A 15,082-nucleotide genomic window follows, 5' to 3' on the forward strand; every position below is an offset into this window, starting at 1 on the left:
TTGTAATATTTATGTATGGTGTCAAAGAATGTTAGATCAATAAACCTATAATAGATGTTGGTTCTTTAGTTCCTTGATAAACTCTATGTGAAACCAAATCAGCCCTATAAGTCTTATAGAAAATAATTAATTATAAGTTTAAGTATATTTTATTTTTAATTTATAAGCTTGGTGTATGTTTTTTATATTTCCAGTGATGTTTGTTAATAGCAATACTATATATTTAATAGATCAATTAATGGGTAATAATATGAATGAAAATAAAGGTCCATTTATTCAAAGAATAGAAACTCCCGAAGTTAAAATCCCCAATATGATGCGGAAAATGTTGGATTTACATCATGAGCCTTATTTTATCAAGGACTTAGACTCTCGATTTGTTTATGCTAACCTTGCTATGGCAAAGCTTGTTAGCGTAAAGTCCCCCGATACTATTATCGGAAGGCTGGATAATGAGGTTCAGTCAAAGGTATTTGATAATGAATCTTCTGTTATACAGTGGCAAACGCAGGACCAAAAGGTGAGATGTTCGTTGAAACCGCTCACACATCTGGAAATTCACCGAGGCTCAATTGAACACCCTTTTATCAACAGAAAAATCCCTCTTTATAATGACAGCAATGAATGCATTGGCGTGGCCTGTTATATGAAAAATCTTGAGGTTTTCAGTCTGAATGATTTATTAAAAAACCGCGCCCCCGGTTCATTGTTACTCTCTAAACCTGACAATTATTTTACCGAAAAGGAGTGTGAGATAATTTTCCTGAAATTACAGGGTATGACGAGTAAAGATGTGGGTAAGGTATTGAACCTATCAGGAAAAACAATCGATAATCGCTTAAATATTCTTTATAGCAAAGCTGGGGTGAGTCATTTTGATGACTTTTTTGAATTTTGTAGAAATAGAGGATATGACTGTTATCTCCCTACAAAATTCATCTCTTCTAAAATAATTAATTTTGACAAAGAGCCTGAGGATTTTCCGCGCTGGTAAGTGTACGTCTGAAGCACTGTTGACCTTCCTTTTACAGGCAGCTGACTCGGATGTGCCATCCCGTCAGCGCCCTGACTGCCGTGAAACCCTTTGTTAAACATAGGCCAAGTTTGCTTTGAATAAGACCTTGAGCCGTTCATCCGTGATAAGGTTTGGCTACGGGCTGACTGAGGTCAGAGTAGCATCACGTTTTGTTGTTGCGCACATAAGACTGATGTTCCCTATTTTATCTAAGCGATGCAATATTGGAACCACTGTACCTGATTTATCTGCGGCATATGCGTCAGCGATAGGGTAATGGAATTTAGGAGTTAGCACTGATGCTCGAGATGTTATTACAATGGTACCGCCGTCGATTCACTGACCCGCAGGCTATTGCGCTGCTGGCGATTCTGGTGGTTGGTTTCTGTATTCTCTATTTTCTCAACGGCATTCTGGCACCGTTGCTGGTGGCGATCGTACTCGCCTATTTGCTCGAGTGGCCCACCGTTCGCCTGCAAAATCTCGGCTGTTCGCGCACGCTTTCGGTCAGTATCGTGTTTATCATATTTACCGGTATTGTGATGCTGATGGTGTTTGTCATTGCACCGCTGACCTGGCAGCAGGGGGTAAATTTACTGGCTGATCTGCCCAGCATGCTCAACCGATTCTATGCGCTGGCGGCCACTTTGCCTAAACGATATCCGGCGCTGGTCGATGCAGGCATTATCGACATGATGACCGACAACCTGCGGGCTAAACTTTCAGGTGCCGGTGAGTCGGTGGTTAAATATTCACTGGCCTCGCTGGTAGGGATACTGACGCTGGCGATTTATCTGGTAATTGTGCCATTGATGGTGTTTTTTCTGCTTAAGGACAAAGACCAGATGCTAAGTGCGGTGCGGCGTGTGCTGCCAAGAGACCGTGGGTTAGCCGGCTTGGTGTGGACAGAAATGAACCAGCAAATCACCAACTATATTCGTGGCAAAGTGCTTGAGATGATAATCGTCGGTTTTGCGACTTACCTGGTGTTCTTCTTTATGGACATGCGCTATTCGTTGCTGTTAGCGGTGCTGGTCGGTTTTTCGGTGCTTATTCCCTATATCGGCGCCATGTTGGTGACGATCCCAGTATTCGTGGTGGCATTATTCCAGTGGGGGATCGGCGCTGATTTTTGGACGCTGGTTATCGCCTATCTGGTCGTTCAGGGGCTAGACGGTAATCTGCTGGTGCCTTTGCTGTTCTCCGAGGCGGTGAACCTGCATCCGCTGGTCATTATTCTGGCGGTGGTGATTTTTGGCGGACTGTGGGGATTCTGGGGCGTGTTCTTTGCTATTCCCCTCGCGACGTTGGTGAAGGCGGTATATCACGCATGGCCGGATGAACTGCTTAACGAAGAGATCGAAGAAAGCTAGAAGTCGTGCCCATTTATGGGAAGAAAATTACCGGAAGAAAATTTGATCATCCCTCGCCCATTGATGGGGAGGGTTGGGGGAAATAAACGACTCTATTTTAAAAGAATTTTCCGTAAAATAACTGGTTTTTCAGTCGTTTACTCCCCCATTCCATTCTTCCCCCGTCAGCGAGGGAAGAGGCTTACTCGCCGCTCACTTCAATCCCATCAATGGGCGGAAGAGGGCTTTGAGCTTTCGCCCTTATTGACCCGTCACGTAAGCCAGTACGATGTCATGGTGATTACTGGTTTTAAAGTCATCAAAAACTTTTTCAACTTTGCCGTTACCGTCGAGCAGGAAGCTGATGCGGTGAATGCCGTCATAGGTTTTACCCATAAAGGATTTCTCACCCCACACGCCAAACGCCTCACAGACCTTATGGTCTTCATCTGAAAGCAGCGTGAAATTCAAAAGCTCTTTTTCTGCGAATTTAGACAATTTTTCTGGCTTATCGGTGCTGATCCCCAGCACTTCAACGCCAACTTCTTTCAGTTGATCCATGTTATCGCGCAGGCCACAGGCTTGTACGGTACAGCCTGGCGTCATGGCCTTCGGATAGAAATAGACCAGGACTCTCTGTCCCTGGAAGTCGGCCAGATTGATTTGTTCGCCATCTTGATCAGGCAAACTGAACTGCGGCGCTGTATCTCCGGCTTTCAGTGGGCTCATTATTTTTCTCCATCATTATGTTTATCTGCAGGCTGTGAATAGCTGACGACGTTAATACTGCCTTGTGCATTCAATTCTGTACATAGCTGGTGAAACGCTTGCTCAATAATCGCTGCATCAGTATTTGCCGGACTGTGTGCCGTAATTTGAATAGACAATTGCGCACTGCGCGAGCCTTCGGCTGGCGTAGTTTTAGACGCAAGTTCGGCTATATTCATCTGATGCGTATGAAAAAGGTTAGTAAAACGCTCAATCAGGTGCGGTGAATCCTTAACCTCTACTTTGACCCAAACGGTGGCCGGCATCGGCGGTCGTTCAGACGCGCTGGTTCTTTTCATCACAATAAGCAGTTCAAGCTCGGCGCCTTTTTGCGGCAGCGTTGACTCGATAAGCGTGATGGCATTCCAACTGCCCGAGAGGAACATGATAAAGGTAAATTCTTCGCCCAACATGGCGAGACGGCTGTCTTCAATATTACAACCGCAGCTGCTCACCTGGCGAGTAATGGTGTTCACGATGCCAGGCCTGTCGGCACCCAGTGCGGTGATAACCAGATAATGTTGTTGTGGTTGTGACAAAATAGCCCTTCCTGTCATGCCCTGTTGTAGGGCTTACTATCGCAGACATGAAAACTATCGCAAACAGAAAAACTATTTCAACTGTAAAAACGCTCAAGTGGACAAAAATTCCCAGTTGTTTAAAAAATAACCTGCGCGGTGAAAATGTCGGTAAACAGAAAAAAAACTGTCTGGCGGGCGCTTACATCACGTTGTTTGCTTGCTTTGCCCAAGTGTCAAAAGTACCATGAGTCACCTGTTTGTGGAGGGGAAGGTCAATGTTTACGGGAAGTATTGTTGCACTGGTTACGCCGATGGACGACAAAGGTGCCGTCTGTCGCGCGAGTCTAAAAAAACTGATTGATTATCATGTGTCCAGTGGTACTGCGGCGATCGTTTCCGTAGGCACAACCGGTGAGTCTGCAACCTTGAACCACGACGAGCACGCTGACGTGGTGATGCAGACGCTGGAGCTGGCCGACGGACGTATTCCGATCATTGCCGGAACGGGCGCAAACGCCACCGCTGAAGCCATTGCGTTAACTAAGCGCTTTGAGAATTCCGGTGTTGTTGGCTGCCTGACGGTAACGCCGTACTACAATCGTCCGACTCAGGAAGGCCTTTATCAGCATTTTAAAGCCATTGCTGAAAATACGGCGCTGCCACAAATTCTATACAACGTACCGTCTCGTACCGGCTGCGATATGCTGCCTGCGACCATCGCGCGTTTAGCAAAAATTAAAAATATTGTTGCTTGTAAAGAGGCAACAGGGAACTTAAGTCGCGTAAGTCAGATCCAAGTGCTGGTTGATGATGAAGATTTCATCCTGTTCAGTGGTGATGACTTTACCGGACTGGACTTCATGCAACTGGGTGGTAAGGGCGTTATTTCCGTAACCGCGAACATTGCGGCAGCCGAAATGGTTGAGCTTTGCCGTCTGGCAGCGGAAGGCAAATTTGCCGAAGCGCGCCGTTTAAATCAGCGCTTGATGCCGTTGCATCAGCATTTGTTTGTAGAAGCAAACCCAATCCCTGTGAAATGGGCCTGTAAGGCGCTGGGATTGATAGCAACCGATACAGTGCGTCTGCCGATGACGCCGTTGACCGATGCTGCTCGTCCAATAGTGGAAGACGCACTAAATAAGGCCGGTTTGCTATAACCCGCAGTAGTTGGCGCGGTCGCGTTAAGTACTTAGGGGATAACACTTTTAGGGATATTTGATGACCTATTCATTAACAAAACCACGTTTTCAAAAGTCGACGGTAGCAAAAGTTGTGGGTCTGTCCCTGATCATGCTGCTCGCGGCCTGCTCTAACGATTCACGCTACAAACGTCAGGTAAGCGGCGACGAAGCCTATCTTCAAGCTGCGCCACTGCAAGAGCTGAAAACACCGGAAGGCATGATTCTGCCTCTGCAGAATGGAACTTACGATGTACCGCCCGGCAGCCTTCAGGGCGCGTTGGGTAAAAGTTTAGACATTCGTCCTCCGCTACAGCCTCTGGCTCTGGTAAACGGTTCACGTGCGCAGTACACCACCGATACCGGCACCGTGATGCTTGAAAATAGCGCGCAGAACAGCGGCCTGTGGGCAAACGTGGCGACTATCGTTCAAGAGAACGGCTACCCGATCGCCAACCGTGATGACGCGAATCAGACGCTGACTACCGGTATGGTGCAGTGGAACCGTAAAGATGAAGATTTCCAGTATCAGGGTCGTTATCAAATCAGCGTGAAAACGCAGGGCTATCAGACCTCACTGAGCGTGAAAACGCTTGAGCTTCAGCAGCAGGGTAAACCGGTCACTTCTGCGGCTGAACAGCAGCGCTATACTAGCCAGATGTTGAACACGATTACTGCCGGCCTAGACAAACGCCAGCAGGATGCGCAAAGCCGTCTCGACAACCGTAAAATCGGCGAGATTGACGTGCAAAGCGGCGCAGATGATACCGGCCTGCCGGTGCTGATTATTCGCGCACCTTACGGCAATGTTTGGGAACGTCTGCCAACTGCGTTGGCTAAAGCGGGCATGAAAGTGACCGACAGCAGCCGTCCGCAGGGGACCTTAACCGCGAAATACTCACCGTTGGGCAGCGACGCCTGGGATGCGCTGGGTGCAAAAGATCCTGAGCTGACGTCTGGAGAGTATAAACTCCAGCTCGGTGACCTGAATAACCGCAGTAGTCTGCAGTTCCTTGATCCAAAAGGACATGCTCTGACCCAATCGCAGAACGATGCAATGGTGGCAGTGATGCAGGCGGCGTTTAATCAAAGCAGTGCAGTAACCAAGTAATACGCGAAGGGGCTCCGGCCCCTTTTTGCATTTGCCGATTTCTGGCGAATAATTAAGTTTCAAGTTCTACCCAACACGTCATATCACTGGAGTAAGTTAAGATGCAAAAGTTAGCTGAGTTGTATCGCGGAAAGGCGAAAACCGTCTATACCACCGAAAACCCAGACCTGCTGGTTTTGGAGTTCCGTAATGATACGTCAGCACTGGATGGCGAACGTATTGAACAGTTCGACCGTAAAGGCATGATCAACAACAAATTCAACCATTTCATTATGCAAAAGTTGGAAGAAGCTGGCATTCCTACCCAAATGGAACGTTTGTTGTCAGACAACGAAGTGCTGGTGAAAAAACTGGATATGGTTCCGGTTGAGTGCGTTATCCGCAACCGTGCCGCTGGTTCACTGGTTAAGCGTTTAGGCGTAGAAGAAGGTCTGGTGCTGAACCCACCGTTGTTTGACCTGTTCCTTAAAGACGATGCCAAGCATGACCCTATGGTCAACGAATCCTATTGCAAGACCTTCGGTTGGGTTAACGAAGAGAATCTGGCGCGCATGAAAGAGCTGAGCTACAAGACAAATGACGTGCTAAGCAAGATTTTTGGCGATGCCGGTCTGATTCTGGTCGATTTCAAGCTTGAGTTTGGCCTGTTCAAAGGTGAAGTGGTGCTGGGTGACGAGTTCTCTCCAGACGGTAGCCGCCTGTGGGATTCCAAATCGCTCGAGAAAATGGACAAAGACCGTTATCGTCAAAGTCTGGGCGGCCTGATTGAAGCCTATGAAGAAGTCGCGAAGCGTATTGGTGTTAATTTAGACTAATCTTTTTTTAGCCCTACCGCGCAAACGATTACGCCCCCTCAGATTGCTAACACGGCTTAGCGCTGTCGTCTGAGGGGGCGTTATTCTTTATGCAACTTAACACTTTTGGACGGTAAACGTTGAGCTATCCCTAAATACTTGCCCTGCCTGTGGTATTCCTTCGCCTTGTTAACTAGGATTAGTAAAAAACAGCGGAGGTGAATGATATGCGTTGGCAAGGGCGTCGGGAGAGCGACAATGTGGAAGACCGCCGAGGAGAGAGCAGCGGCCAGAGTGGAAACGGTATGGGCGGTATGCGCATTCCTATTCGCGGCAAAAGCGGTATTGTTATTGTCATTGTTGTGCTGATAGCCGGTTACTACGGCGTTGATCTCACCGGTTTTATCGACGGTGGCCAGTCTCAAAACCCTTCGCAGTATCAGCAGCGGCAAACGTCTGCCTCAATCAGTCCTGACGATGACCGTCAGGCGAAGTTTACCTCTATAATTCTGGCGTCTACCGAGGACGTTTGGACGCAAATTTTCAAGCAAAACGGCATGACCTATCGCGACCCTAAATTGGTGATGTATCGTGGTGCAACCCGCACCGGCTGTGGTACGGGACAGTCGGTCATGGGACCGTTTTATTGCCCAGCTGACAGTACGGTGTATATCGACTTATCCTTTTATCAGGAGCTGAGAGACAAGCTCGGAGCCGGTGGCGATTTTGCGCAGGGTTATGTGGTGGCGCATGAAGTGGGGCATCACGTGCAAAATCTACTCGGTATCGACAGCAAAGTACGTCAGATGCAGCAGGGCGCCTCGCAAACTGAAATCAACCGTCTGTCGGTAAAAATGGAACTGCAGGCCGATTGCTTTGCCGGTATCTGGGGTCATGCCATGCAGCAGGAACAGGTGCTTGAAAGCGGTGACCTCAAGCAGGCGCTGGATGCCGCCCGCGCGATTGGTGATGACAAGCTTCAGCAGCAAAGTCAGGGAAGAGTAGTGCCAGACAGCTTCACTCACGGGACTTCCGCTCAGCGCTATGATTGGTTTAAGCGCGGTTATGACAGTGGTCGTATCGATCAGTGCAACACCTTTGCCAGTCGTTAAATGCGGCTGGTCTAGCGTATAAAAATAATAAATAATCATCTCCTTTATCTTTCACCGCAGCCAATTAGCTGCGGTGAAAGAGCTATTGGGAAAAATAACATTACTTTGGGATGACTATGGCTTTCCTCGATCCAACCTTGCTTATTCTGCTGGTTTTCGCCGGTTTAGGCATTATCAGCCACAACTCCGCCGTGACGATTGCCATGTTCTTTCTGCTCACGGTGCGTATTACGCCGCTGAATAATTTCTTTCCGTGGATAGAAAAATACGGTCTTACGCTGGGAATTATTATTCTTACTGTCGGTGTGATGACGCCGATAGCCAATGGCAAACTGAGTGCCAGCACGTTGATTCACTCGTTTATGCACTGGAAATCCCTGGCGGCTATCGTGGTAGGCGTGGGTGTTTCGTGGCTCGGCGGCCGTGGACTCACCCTAATGGGCACACAACCGCAGCTGGTGGCCGGGCTGTTAGTGGGTACGGTGCTGGGCGTTGCCTTTTTCAAAGGAGTACCGGTTGGCCCGCTGATCGCCGCCGGTTTACTTTCGCTGCTGGTAGGGAAAACTTGACCCGATGAACCGCGATATCTCCCGCTCAGGCGCGGACCAGCCATTAATTGCCCAGTTAGAACGCTGCCAGCAGCAAATGCAGCGTCAGGGCGTGCGCAGGCTGCTCGTTCTGAGTGGTGAAGCCGCGTGGTGTCAGGCGCGCGTAGAAGAGATAATCCGCCCGTTTATCGGCGACTGGCTGTGGATTAGTCCAAATTTACAGCCAAACTTCAAAACGCTAGCGCCTGAGGTGGTTAATCAGCTGCTGGGTCAGGAATGCCTGCACGGCGTTTTTGATGCCCGAGAGGGGGTGAACGTTGAGGCGCTGGCGGCGTTTAGCGGTGTATTGCGCGCCGGAAGCTGGCTCATTATGCTGGTGCCGGAGTGGCAAATTTGGCCACAACTGCCCGATGCCGACAGCAGGCGCTGGAGTGATCAGGCTGAGGCCATTGCCACTCCGCAGTTTATTGCCCGCTTTACTCAAAAAGTGCAGTCAGACTCGCAGGCCATTATCTGGCGACAGGGAGAAGACTGTGCTCCCTGCCTGCTTGCATCAACGCCGTCGTGGTCCGCGCCACAAGGAAACCCAACCGCTCGGCAGCAGGCTATTTTGGAAAAACTGTTAAAGGCACAGGCAGGCGTCTGGGTGCTGACTGCCGCGCGCGGTCGTGGCAAATCGACACTTGCCGGCATGTTGGTGCAGCAGTGGCAGGGAACCTGCTGGATGAGTGCACCCAGTAAGGCGGCGGGAAAAATGCTGAGTGTTCAAGGCGAGCATGGGGCACAGTTTTGGGCGCCCGATGCACTGCTGGCGCACTGCGAGAAGGGTGCACCGATTGACGCCGACTGGTTATTGATTGACGAAGCCGCAGCTATTCCTACGCCGCTGCTTGCGCAGCTGATTACCTCTTTCCCCCGCGTGCTACTGACCACTACGGTGCAGGGTTATGAAGGCACAGGACGCGGTTTTTTGCTCAAATTCTGTGCCTCACTGCCGCACTGGCACGACCTGCGCCTCCTTGAGCCTATCCGCTGGGCCCAAGGCTGTCCGCTCGAGTTACTGCTCGACGATATTCTGTTGTTCAATGAACCTGAGTCTATCACTGCCGTCAGCCCGAGTCGTTCAGTGAACCCGTTGCATTTCTTACATTTTACCGCCGAGGTTTGGGCCAAGTATCCTGAGCGGCTGGCGGCATTTTACCACCTGCTGACCAGCGCCCACTACCGCACCTCGCCGCTTGACCTGCGCCGAATGATGGATGCGCCGGGCAGTTCCTTTTCAATTGCCCAACGCGATGAGTGTTTAGTGGCGGCGCTGTGGACGGTGGATGAAGGCGGGCTTGAGCCAGATTTGGCGCATGAAATTTGGGCCGGTCGTCGGCGTCCAAGAGGCAGTCTGGTGGCGCAGTCTTTAGCCGCGCACGGCGGTTTTCCCGACGCCGCCGAGATGCTTTCCAGACGCATAACCCGCATCGCGGTGGCTGTTGACTCACGCAGGCAGGGCATAGCCAAGGCATTGGTTAACGAGCAGCGCAAGTTTGCCACCCAGCTTCGGCTGGATTACCTTTCGGTGAGTTTCGGCTTTACCGAGGAGCTGTGGCACTTTTGGCACAGCTGCGGCTTTAAGATGGCGCGGGTGGGCGGAGTGCGAGAGGCAAGCAGCGGATGCTATACCGCGATGGCCCTCTTGCCGCTCAGCGATCGCGGCCAACAACTTTGCCAACAGGCAGTGCAGCAGCTGTTCAGAAACCGGCAGCTGTTGCCCACTGAGGTCGTGAAAACGCTGTGGCAGAGGGTTGAAACCTGCAATGACGGTAACCATTATAAACAGCATGATGTTGAGCAAAAGGTTGCTCAAGACGACGCGCTGAATGATGACGATTGGCGTGAACTGGCTGGTTTTGCCTATGCTAGTCGCACACTCGATGGCAGTCGCAGTGCGCTTTTGCGTTTGTTAACGCAATCCTCATTGCCTTTAGCCACGCTGTGCGCCGTTGTTTTGCATGAGCAAAGCATGGCCGAAGCCGTTTTACAGTCTGGATTGAGCGGTAAAAAGGCCCTTATTCAGGAGTGTCGCCGCGAAACACAGGCGGCATTGAGGCAGATTGATGCCCAAAAGAGTGAGTTCTGGCAACGGTTCTGCACTCCGCTCTCTTAATATCCAAATAATTATCCAGGACAAAATCAAAAAAGGAAATCTGCATGACCCAGCAACCACGTTATCTAGAAGATACTTACTGTTTCAGCATCGAGAGTGAAGTCGTTGCCCGCGGCAGTGATGAGCACGGCGAGTGGATTGCGCTGAAAGATAATATCTTCTACCCTCAGGGCGGCGGTCAGCCTGCTGATATCGGCTGGGTCAATGATATTGCGGTAAAAGTTCGCCGACACGCCTCCGGGCTGGTGGCGCTGTATCCTGAACAGGCGCTGGAATTTGTGAAGAATGAAATCCTGCGAGCGAAAGTCTCGCCAGCCGAAAGGTTAAGAAACTCGGCGCTGCATACGGCAGGGCATTTTCTTAACTTTGCACTCTATCCGTATGGATGGAAGGGAATTGCGGGGCATCATTTCCCCGGGGAGTCGCGGGTGGAATTTTCGCCGATTGGCCCTGATGCGTTAGCCGTCGACGCTTTGCCATTAAGAGAAATTGAAGAAGAAATGGCAGCAAGGCTGCGAGAGGGGGCGGAGGTTAAGGCGTGGCGTGAAGGAGAAACTCGGATTACGTTGATTGAAAATACCGAGCCGATTTTGTGCGGCGGAACGCACTTGGCCAATATTAATCAGATCGCTGACTTAACCATCAAGTCAGCCAAGTTCAAAAAAGGGACGCTACGTATCAGCTATGATGCGATGTACCGTGACTGAAGTTTATTTGATGAACAATGAAGTGAGTGGGCAACCCACCCGATATTACTGGAGATGTTGCCGGACTCGCCGCGTTGCCAACGCTAGGATAAGTTGGCAACGGGAGTGAAAAATGCGGACTTTAACCGCGTTAAACGCAGGGTTCTTGTCACTGTGGCAGGTTAAAATCCGCGACGATTACTTTTTCTTGTCCTTCGGCCAATCGTCGTCGTCATCCCATTCGGCGTTGTTATCGCGATGCGGTGGGATCTCAGGTTTGTCTTTGAGATACGCCTTTACATCGACCCGATTAAGTTCTTTAACACCGCTGATGATGATGCCGGCCAGTACGATCAGCACTATCCACCAGTAATCTTTAACCCATTCCATAACGTTGCTCCCTTACTGGTTATTCTGCGCACTCGCAGAATTATTTGCCTACAACAGCTTTAATTATAACGTATTGCTGGAAAATCCTCTCAAGCTGACTCGTTATCCACTCATAACCGGCAAGATCTTGTCCGATCCAGGCCTGTTTTAGCACTTCCGGCGTTAACAAACGTTCACACTGTTCGGCCAGCGGGCGGTAGCTCAAATGCCACGGCTCAACGGCCACACCGCCGCTGTCGTGGCTAAACGGTCGATAAAAGCCAAATGCCGTCATATTTTTCGTCAACCACTGAGTGAGCGGATAAAAATAGCCACCTTGCTCGTATTCCCAGGGTTCCAGCTGAAGTTTACTGCCCTCAGGCAACAGATCGGGGTCATAAATATCCAAATCACTGCCCCAGTGATGGCGACTGGCACCGGGCAGCGCCGACCAGCGCAGGATCAGTTCTCCACGGTCCGCGTCGCTGAGCGGGCTTACGTCAACCGGTTGACTGTTACTGTCTAATACTGGGCGCTCTGCGCGGAATTTTCCATTCCAGATCGCCAGTTGCCGATTGAAGTCACGAAACGTGCTGGCCGGTTGCAGATTAAATCCTGCCCGCGCCGCTGCACACTGCAGTGCGCGAAAGGCGTCTACCGCCTCGGCCTGCAGTCTATGAGGCCCCTCTAGCTTGATCAAATGTGCCGTTGAGCGGCCGGTCAGCATTTCGGAGTTTATCATCCGACCAGCTGTTCCATAATGCGCTGATACATGCGGCTGAGAAGCTGCAAATCTGCCGCCTGTACACATTCGTTAATTTTATGGATTGAGGAGTTCACCGGTCCTAATTCAACCACCTGCGCGCCCATCAGGGCAATAAAACGACCGTCTGAGGTGCCGCCGGTGGTTTGCAGTTCTGGCGTGATTTCACTGTAATGGCGTACCGCGTTGACCACGGCATCAACCAGTTCACCACGCGGCGTCAAGAACGGCTGACCCGAAACCACCCAGTTAACTGTGTAATTTAATTGATGTTTATCAAGAAGGGCGGCAACGCGTTCTTTGATCAACGCATCGGTGAGTTCGGTGCTGAAACGGAAGTTGAACTGCACATACAGCTCGCCGGGAATAACATTATTGCTGCCGGTTCCGGCATTGATATTGGCAATTTGCATGCTGGTCGGCGGGAAGAATTCGTTACCGCGATCCCATTCGGTGGCAACCAACTCATTCAGCGCAGGCATGGCATGATGCACCGGATTATCGGCCAGATGAGGATAGGCAACGTGGCCTTGCACGCCGTGAATTTGCAGGTTGGCGGTCATTGAGCCGCGACGACCATTCTTCACAATATCACCAACGCGGGTGGTGCTTGAAGGCTCACCCACCAGGCAATAGTCCAGACGATCGTTGCGGGCCATCAGGGCTTCAACCACTTTAACCGTGCCGTTAACCGCGCTGGCCTCTTCATCTGAGGTGATGAGGAACGCCAAACGGCCCTGATGATGAGGGTTGGCAGCCACAAAGCGCTCGGCGGCAACCACCATCGCGGCCAGTGAGCCTTTCATGTCTGCTGCACCGCGGCCAAACAGCATGCCGTCGCGCAGGGCAGGTTCAAAGGGCGGCGTTATCCACAGTGAAGGATCACCGGTTGGCACCACGTCGGTATGACCGGCGAAGGCCAGCGTTTTACCCTGACCGCGCGTAGCCCAGAAATTGAGGGTATCGCCAATGTTCATGGTTTCGATATGGAAGCCAATCGCCTGCAAACGGGCAATCATAATTTCCTGACAACCCGCATCATTCGGGCTGAGGGACGGGCGGCGAATCAGCTGCTGCGCAAGATCCAGAACGGGACAAATCATTTACTTCACCTCTGCAACAAATTGCGCATAGCTTTCAGATTTAAAACCGAGCAGCGATTGTCCGCTGGCGGCGAGAAGAAAAGGGCGTTTTATCACCGCGGGATGCTCAAGCATGATGGCTTTGGCGGCGTCGGCGTTATTACAGGCGGCGCGCAGTGATTCATCGAGCTTGCGCCAGGTGGTGCCGCGCGTATTGAGCAGCGCTTCCCAGCCCTGTTTATCAATCAGCTTTTGCAGCAGTTCGCCGTCGAGGCCGTCGACGCGATAATCATGAAAGCGTGCTTCAATGCCATTTTCTTCTAACCAACGGCGGGCTTTTTTAACGGTATCGCAATTTTTGATGCCAAAAATCGTCAATGAGGATGTCTCTGCCATGTGCAAACGTACCCTAAAAGTTAACTCGCCCAATCAAGGGAGAAATTAGACGGAAAAGTAGCCAGTTTCAGGCCGGAGAGTGCTATCTGCCTGCGTTTTCGGCCTGAAAAAATGATGCGTTACATAATGCTGCAAAACATCGTCGGGATCTACCCTCAGACCGGCCTCAAATCAGGCTGATTTCCGGTGGCGAAGATGTTCAGCGACAGACGCATAAAAATTGCGCTGCCGGTTGGCCGGTGAGGGTATATTGGGTCAAGACGTCATTGATTCGATTCATTGTTTATAGGCACATGCCAAAAATCAATAATTCCGATTTCAAATAACCAGCACTTAATAACTCTATTTTACCTTCATGTCGCCGGGGGAATATAGCCAAGCTGGCGCATTCGGGTCAGATTTTCACCCTCGACGTAAGTCATTGCGGTTAATAGAGGATGAAAACTAAAGCGTTTATAAAACTCGATTTTATCGGGTACGGCATAAATAATAACCTTGCCCAACGGCGCGAGATCTCGCATGACACGATCCATTAATATTTTTCCGAAACCCCGCCCTTGAAAGTCAGGATGGATTGCCACATCACTCAAATAGGAGGCCGATGTAAAATCACTGATTGCGCGGGCAGTGGCAACCAACTCACCCTCGCAGTATCCCAGATAGCGGAACTGGCTGTGCTCAAAACCCTGCTTTAGCTTACCCAGGTCACGTTTATTGAGGCCGCTTAACTCTAAAATATCGGCCAACCGTTGCCAATCAACCGAACTTATCCCGTCATTGCTCATGATGTCAAAATTCATTGCCTGCCTCACTTGTGTGCGCTGGTTATTTCTTATGCTTCAAAGATTAACTGTTCTGATGCTGGCAGGCAACGCCGTACGAAGCCATTTTAAAGCCTGATAGGTAAGCTGTGCTGGCAGTGTTTACCGGTTAAGATTGCGTGATCTCGGTTTCATTATCGGAATAAACTGTTTGTCTGCTTAAATATTGCTCGTATAATCCCATCCGTTCATTCAAGGGGAATAATATGGTCGAGCAAGAATTAGGTAATTGGAAAGACTTTATCGAAGCAATGTTGCGCGGTTAATACCCTCACACTACTTTGGCAAAGATAATAACAAGATCCTGTAGTTACATCTGTTTTCACCCGTGGGAACCCGATATCAGTATCTTCATCTTGTAAAATACTGCTTTTAACTATTTATAAATTCTAAACGAAAGTTTATAAA

18 protein-coding genes are annotated in these 15,082 nt (G+C 50.2%); 11 read left to right on the top strand and 7 right to left on the bottom strand.

Features of this window, described 5'->3' with window-relative positions; all coding sequences use genetic code 11:
- Positions 1-250 precede the first annotated feature (250 nt).
- Positions 251-994 carry a PAS domain-containing protein gene (locus BS639_RS23325; RefSeq protein WP_055782120.1) on the top strand — a complete coding sequence of 248 codons (744 nt, stop codon included), beginning with the start codon at positions 251-253 and terminating at the stop codon, positions 992-994.
- Between the two features lie 320 nt (positions 995-1,314).
- Entirely contained in the window at positions 1,315-2,388 is a 1,074-nt protein-coding gene (locus tag BS639_RS23330) for an AI-2E family transporter (protein ID WP_055781795.1), read from the top strand.
- Positions 2,389-2,628: 240 nt separating this feature from the next.
- On the opposite strand, the gene bcp is transcribed toward BS639_RS23330, so the two are convergent.
- Positions 2,629-3,096 carry a thioredoxin-dependent thiol peroxidase gene (gene bcp / locus BS639_RS23335; protein WP_055781799.1) on the bottom strand — a complete coding sequence of 156 codons (468 nt, stop codon included), beginning with the start codon at positions 3,094-3,096 and terminating at the stop codon, positions 2,629-2,631.
- Positions 3,096-3,674: a glycine cleavage system transcriptional repressor gene (locus BS639_RS23340; protein WP_084984484.1), complete on the bottom strand. Its 579-nt coding sequence runs from the start codon at positions 3,672-3,674 to the stop codon at positions 3,096-3,098. Before BS639_RS23340 ends, bcp begins: the two co-directional genes overlap by 1 nt.
- A 47-nt stretch (positions 3,675-3,721) precedes the next feature.
- Here BS639_RS23340 and BS639_RS23345 point away from each other — a divergent pair, with 47 nt between their 5' ends.
- The 8 genes from BS639_RS23345 (at position 3,722) to BS639_RS23380 (ending at position 11,264) form a co-directional block, all read left to right on the top strand.
- Positions 3,722-3,904: a hypothetical protein gene (locus tag BS639_RS23345; protein ID WP_084984485.1), complete on the top strand. Its 183-nt coding sequence runs from the start codon at positions 3,722-3,724 to the stop codon at positions 3,902-3,904.
- Positions 3,905-3,931: 27 nt separating this feature from the next.
- Positions 3,932-4,813 (top strand): 4-hydroxy-tetrahydrodipicolinate synthase, encoded by an 882-nt coding sequence (gene dapA / locus BS639_RS23350; protein ID WP_055781808.1) that lies wholly within the window; start codon positions 3,932-3,934, stop codon positions 4,811-4,813.
- Between the two features lie 61 nt (positions 4,814-4,874).
- Positions 4,875-5,945 carry an outer membrane protein assembly factor BamC gene (gene bamC, locus BS639_RS23355; RefSeq protein WP_055781811.1) on the top strand — a complete coding sequence of 357 codons (1,071 nt, stop codon included), beginning with the start codon at positions 4,875-4,877 and terminating at the stop codon, positions 5,943-5,945.
- Positions 5,946-6,046: 101 nt separating this feature from the next.
- Positions 6,047-6,760 carry a phosphoribosylaminoimidazolesuccinocarboxamide synthase gene (gene purC, locus BS639_RS23360; RefSeq protein WP_055781813.1) on the top strand — a complete coding sequence of 238 codons (714 nt, stop codon included), beginning with the start codon at positions 6,047-6,049 and terminating at the stop codon, positions 6,758-6,760.
- 206 nt (positions 6,761-6,966) lie between these two features.
- Entirely contained in the window at positions 6,967-7,851 is an 885-nt protein-coding gene (gene ypfJ / locus BS639_RS23365; protein ID WP_055781816.1) for a KPN_02809 family neutral zinc metallopeptidase, read from the top strand.
- Between the two features lie 116 nt (positions 7,852-7,967).
- Entirely contained in the window at positions 7,968-8,420 is a 453-nt protein-coding gene (locus BS639_RS23370) for a DUF441 domain-containing protein (protein WP_055781821.1), read from the top strand.
- Positions 8,421-8,424: 4 nt separating this feature from the next.
- Entirely contained in the window at positions 8,425-10,557 is a 2,133-nt protein-coding gene (locus BS639_RS23375) for a tRNA(Met) cytidine acetyltransferase TmcA (RefSeq protein WP_324615976.1), read from the top strand.
- Positions 10,558-10,601: 44 nt separating this feature from the next.
- Complete coding sequence (locus BS639_RS23380; protein WP_084984486.1) at positions 10,602-11,264, top strand: alanyl-tRNA editing protein; 663 nt, start codon at positions 10,602-10,604, stop codon at positions 11,262-11,264.
- A 177-nt stretch (positions 11,265-11,441) separates the two neighbouring features.
- Here the strand turns inward: BS639_RS23380 and BS639_RS23385 are convergent, their stop codons facing one another.
- From BS639_RS23385 to BS639_RS23405, 5 genes are all read right to left on the bottom strand, one after another.
- Positions 11,442-11,633, bottom strand: a complete 192-nt coding sequence (locus BS639_RS23385) for a YpfN family protein (RefSeq protein ID WP_055781827.1) — start codon at positions 11,631-11,633, stop codon at positions 11,442-11,444.
- 40 nt (positions 11,634-11,673) lie between these two features.
- Positions 11,674-12,354 carry a M15 family metallopeptidase gene (locus BS639_RS23390; protein ID WP_084984487.1) on the bottom strand — a complete coding sequence of 227 codons (681 nt, stop codon included), beginning with the start codon at positions 12,352-12,354 and terminating at the stop codon, positions 11,674-11,676.
- The gene (gene dapE, locus BS639_RS23395; RefSeq protein ID WP_084984488.1) at positions 12,351-13,478 is read right to left on the bottom strand and encodes a succinyl-diaminopimelate desuccinylase; all 1,128 of its coding nucleotides are present in this window, start codon (positions 13,476-13,478) and stop codon (positions 12,351-12,353) included. Before dapE ends, BS639_RS23390 begins: the two co-directional genes overlap by 4 nt.
- Entirely contained in the window at positions 13,479-13,853 is a 375-nt protein-coding gene (locus tag BS639_RS23400) for an ArsC family reductase (RefSeq protein ID WP_055781836.1), read from the bottom strand.
- 353 nt (positions 13,854-14,206) lie between these two features.
- Positions 14,207-14,653, bottom strand: coding sequence for a GNAT family N-acetyltransferase (locus BS639_RS23405; protein ID WP_055781840.1), 447 nt, complete (start codon positions 14,651-14,653; stop codon positions 14,207-14,209).
- A gap of 227 nt (positions 14,654-14,880) precedes the next feature.
- Between BS639_RS23405 and ypfM the strand changes: the two genes are divergently transcribed.
- Positions 14,881-14,940, top strand: coding sequence for a protein YpfM (gene ypfM / locus BS639_RS24825; RefSeq protein ID WP_139804174.1), 60 nt, complete (start codon positions 14,881-14,883; stop codon positions 14,938-14,940).
- Positions 14,941-15,082 lie beyond the last annotated feature (142 nt).

This window comes from Rouxiella silvae (assembly GCF_002093625.1).
Taxonomy (GTDB): domain Bacteria; phylum Pseudomonadota; class Gammaproteobacteria; order Enterobacterales; family Enterobacteriaceae; genus Rouxiella; species Rouxiella silvae.

What these genes read in the sequence shown, in the direction of transcription:
- BS639_RS23325 (WP_055782120.1), top strand. Translation starts at nt 251, where the DNA reads ATGAATGAAAATAAAGGTCCATTTATTCAAAGAATAGAAACTCCCGAA.
- BS639_RS23330 (WP_055781795.1), top strand. Translation starts at nt 1,315, where the DNA reads ATGCTCGAGATGTTATTACAATGGTACCGCCGTCGATTCACTGACCCG.
- bcp (WP_055781799.1), bottom strand. Translation starts at nt 3,096, where the DNA reads ATGAGCCCACTGAAAGCCGGAGATACAGCGCCGCAGTTCAGTTTGCCT.
- BS639_RS23345 (WP_084984485.1), top strand. Translation starts at nt 3,722, where the DNA reads ATGAAAACTATCGCAAACAGAAAAACTATTTCAACTGTAAAAACGCTC.
- dapA (WP_055781808.1), top strand. Translation starts at nt 3,932, where the DNA reads ATGTTTACGGGAAGTATTGTTGCACTGGTTACGCCGATGGACGACAAA.
- bamC (WP_055781811.1), top strand. Translation starts at nt 4,875, where the DNA reads ATGACCTATTCATTAACAAAACCACGTTTTCAAAAGTCGACGGTAGCA.
- purC (WP_055781813.1), top strand. Translation starts at nt 6,047, where the DNA reads ATGCAAAAGTTAGCTGAGTTGTATCGCGGAAAGGCGAAAACCGTCTAT.
- ypfJ (WP_055781816.1), top strand. Translation starts at nt 6,967, where the DNA reads ATGCGTTGGCAAGGGCGTCGGGAGAGCGACAATGTGGAAGACCGCCGA.
- BS639_RS23370 (WP_055781821.1), top strand. Translation starts at nt 7,968, where the DNA reads ATGGCTTTCCTCGATCCAACCTTGCTTATTCTGCTGGTTTTCGCCGGT.
- BS639_RS23375 (WP_324615976.1), top strand. Translation starts at nt 8,425, where the DNA reads ATGAACCGCGATATCTCCCGCTCAGGCGCGGACCAGCCATTAATTGCC.
- BS639_RS23380 (WP_084984486.1), top strand. Translation starts at nt 10,602, where the DNA reads ATGACCCAGCAACCACGTTATCTAGAAGATACTTACTGTTTCAGCATC.
- BS639_RS23385 (WP_055781827.1), bottom strand. Translation starts at nt 11,633, where the DNA reads ATGGAATGGGTTAAAGATTACTGGTGGATAGTGCTGATCGTACTGGCC.
- BS639_RS23390 (WP_084984487.1), bottom strand. Translation starts at nt 12,354, where the DNA reads ATGATAAACTCCGAAATGCTGACCGGCCGCTCAACGGCACATTTGATC.
- dapE (WP_084984488.1), bottom strand. Translation starts at nt 13,478, where the DNA reads ATGATTTGTCCCGTTCTGGATCTTGCGCAGCAGCTGATTCGCCGCCCG.
- BS639_RS23400 (WP_055781836.1), bottom strand. Translation starts at nt 13,853, where the DNA reads ATGGCAGAGACATCCTCATTGACGATTTTTGGCATCAAAAATTGCGAT.
- BS639_RS23405 (WP_055781840.1), bottom strand. Translation starts at nt 14,653, where the DNA reads ATGAATTTTGACATCATGAGCAATGACGGGATAAGTTCGGTTGATTGG.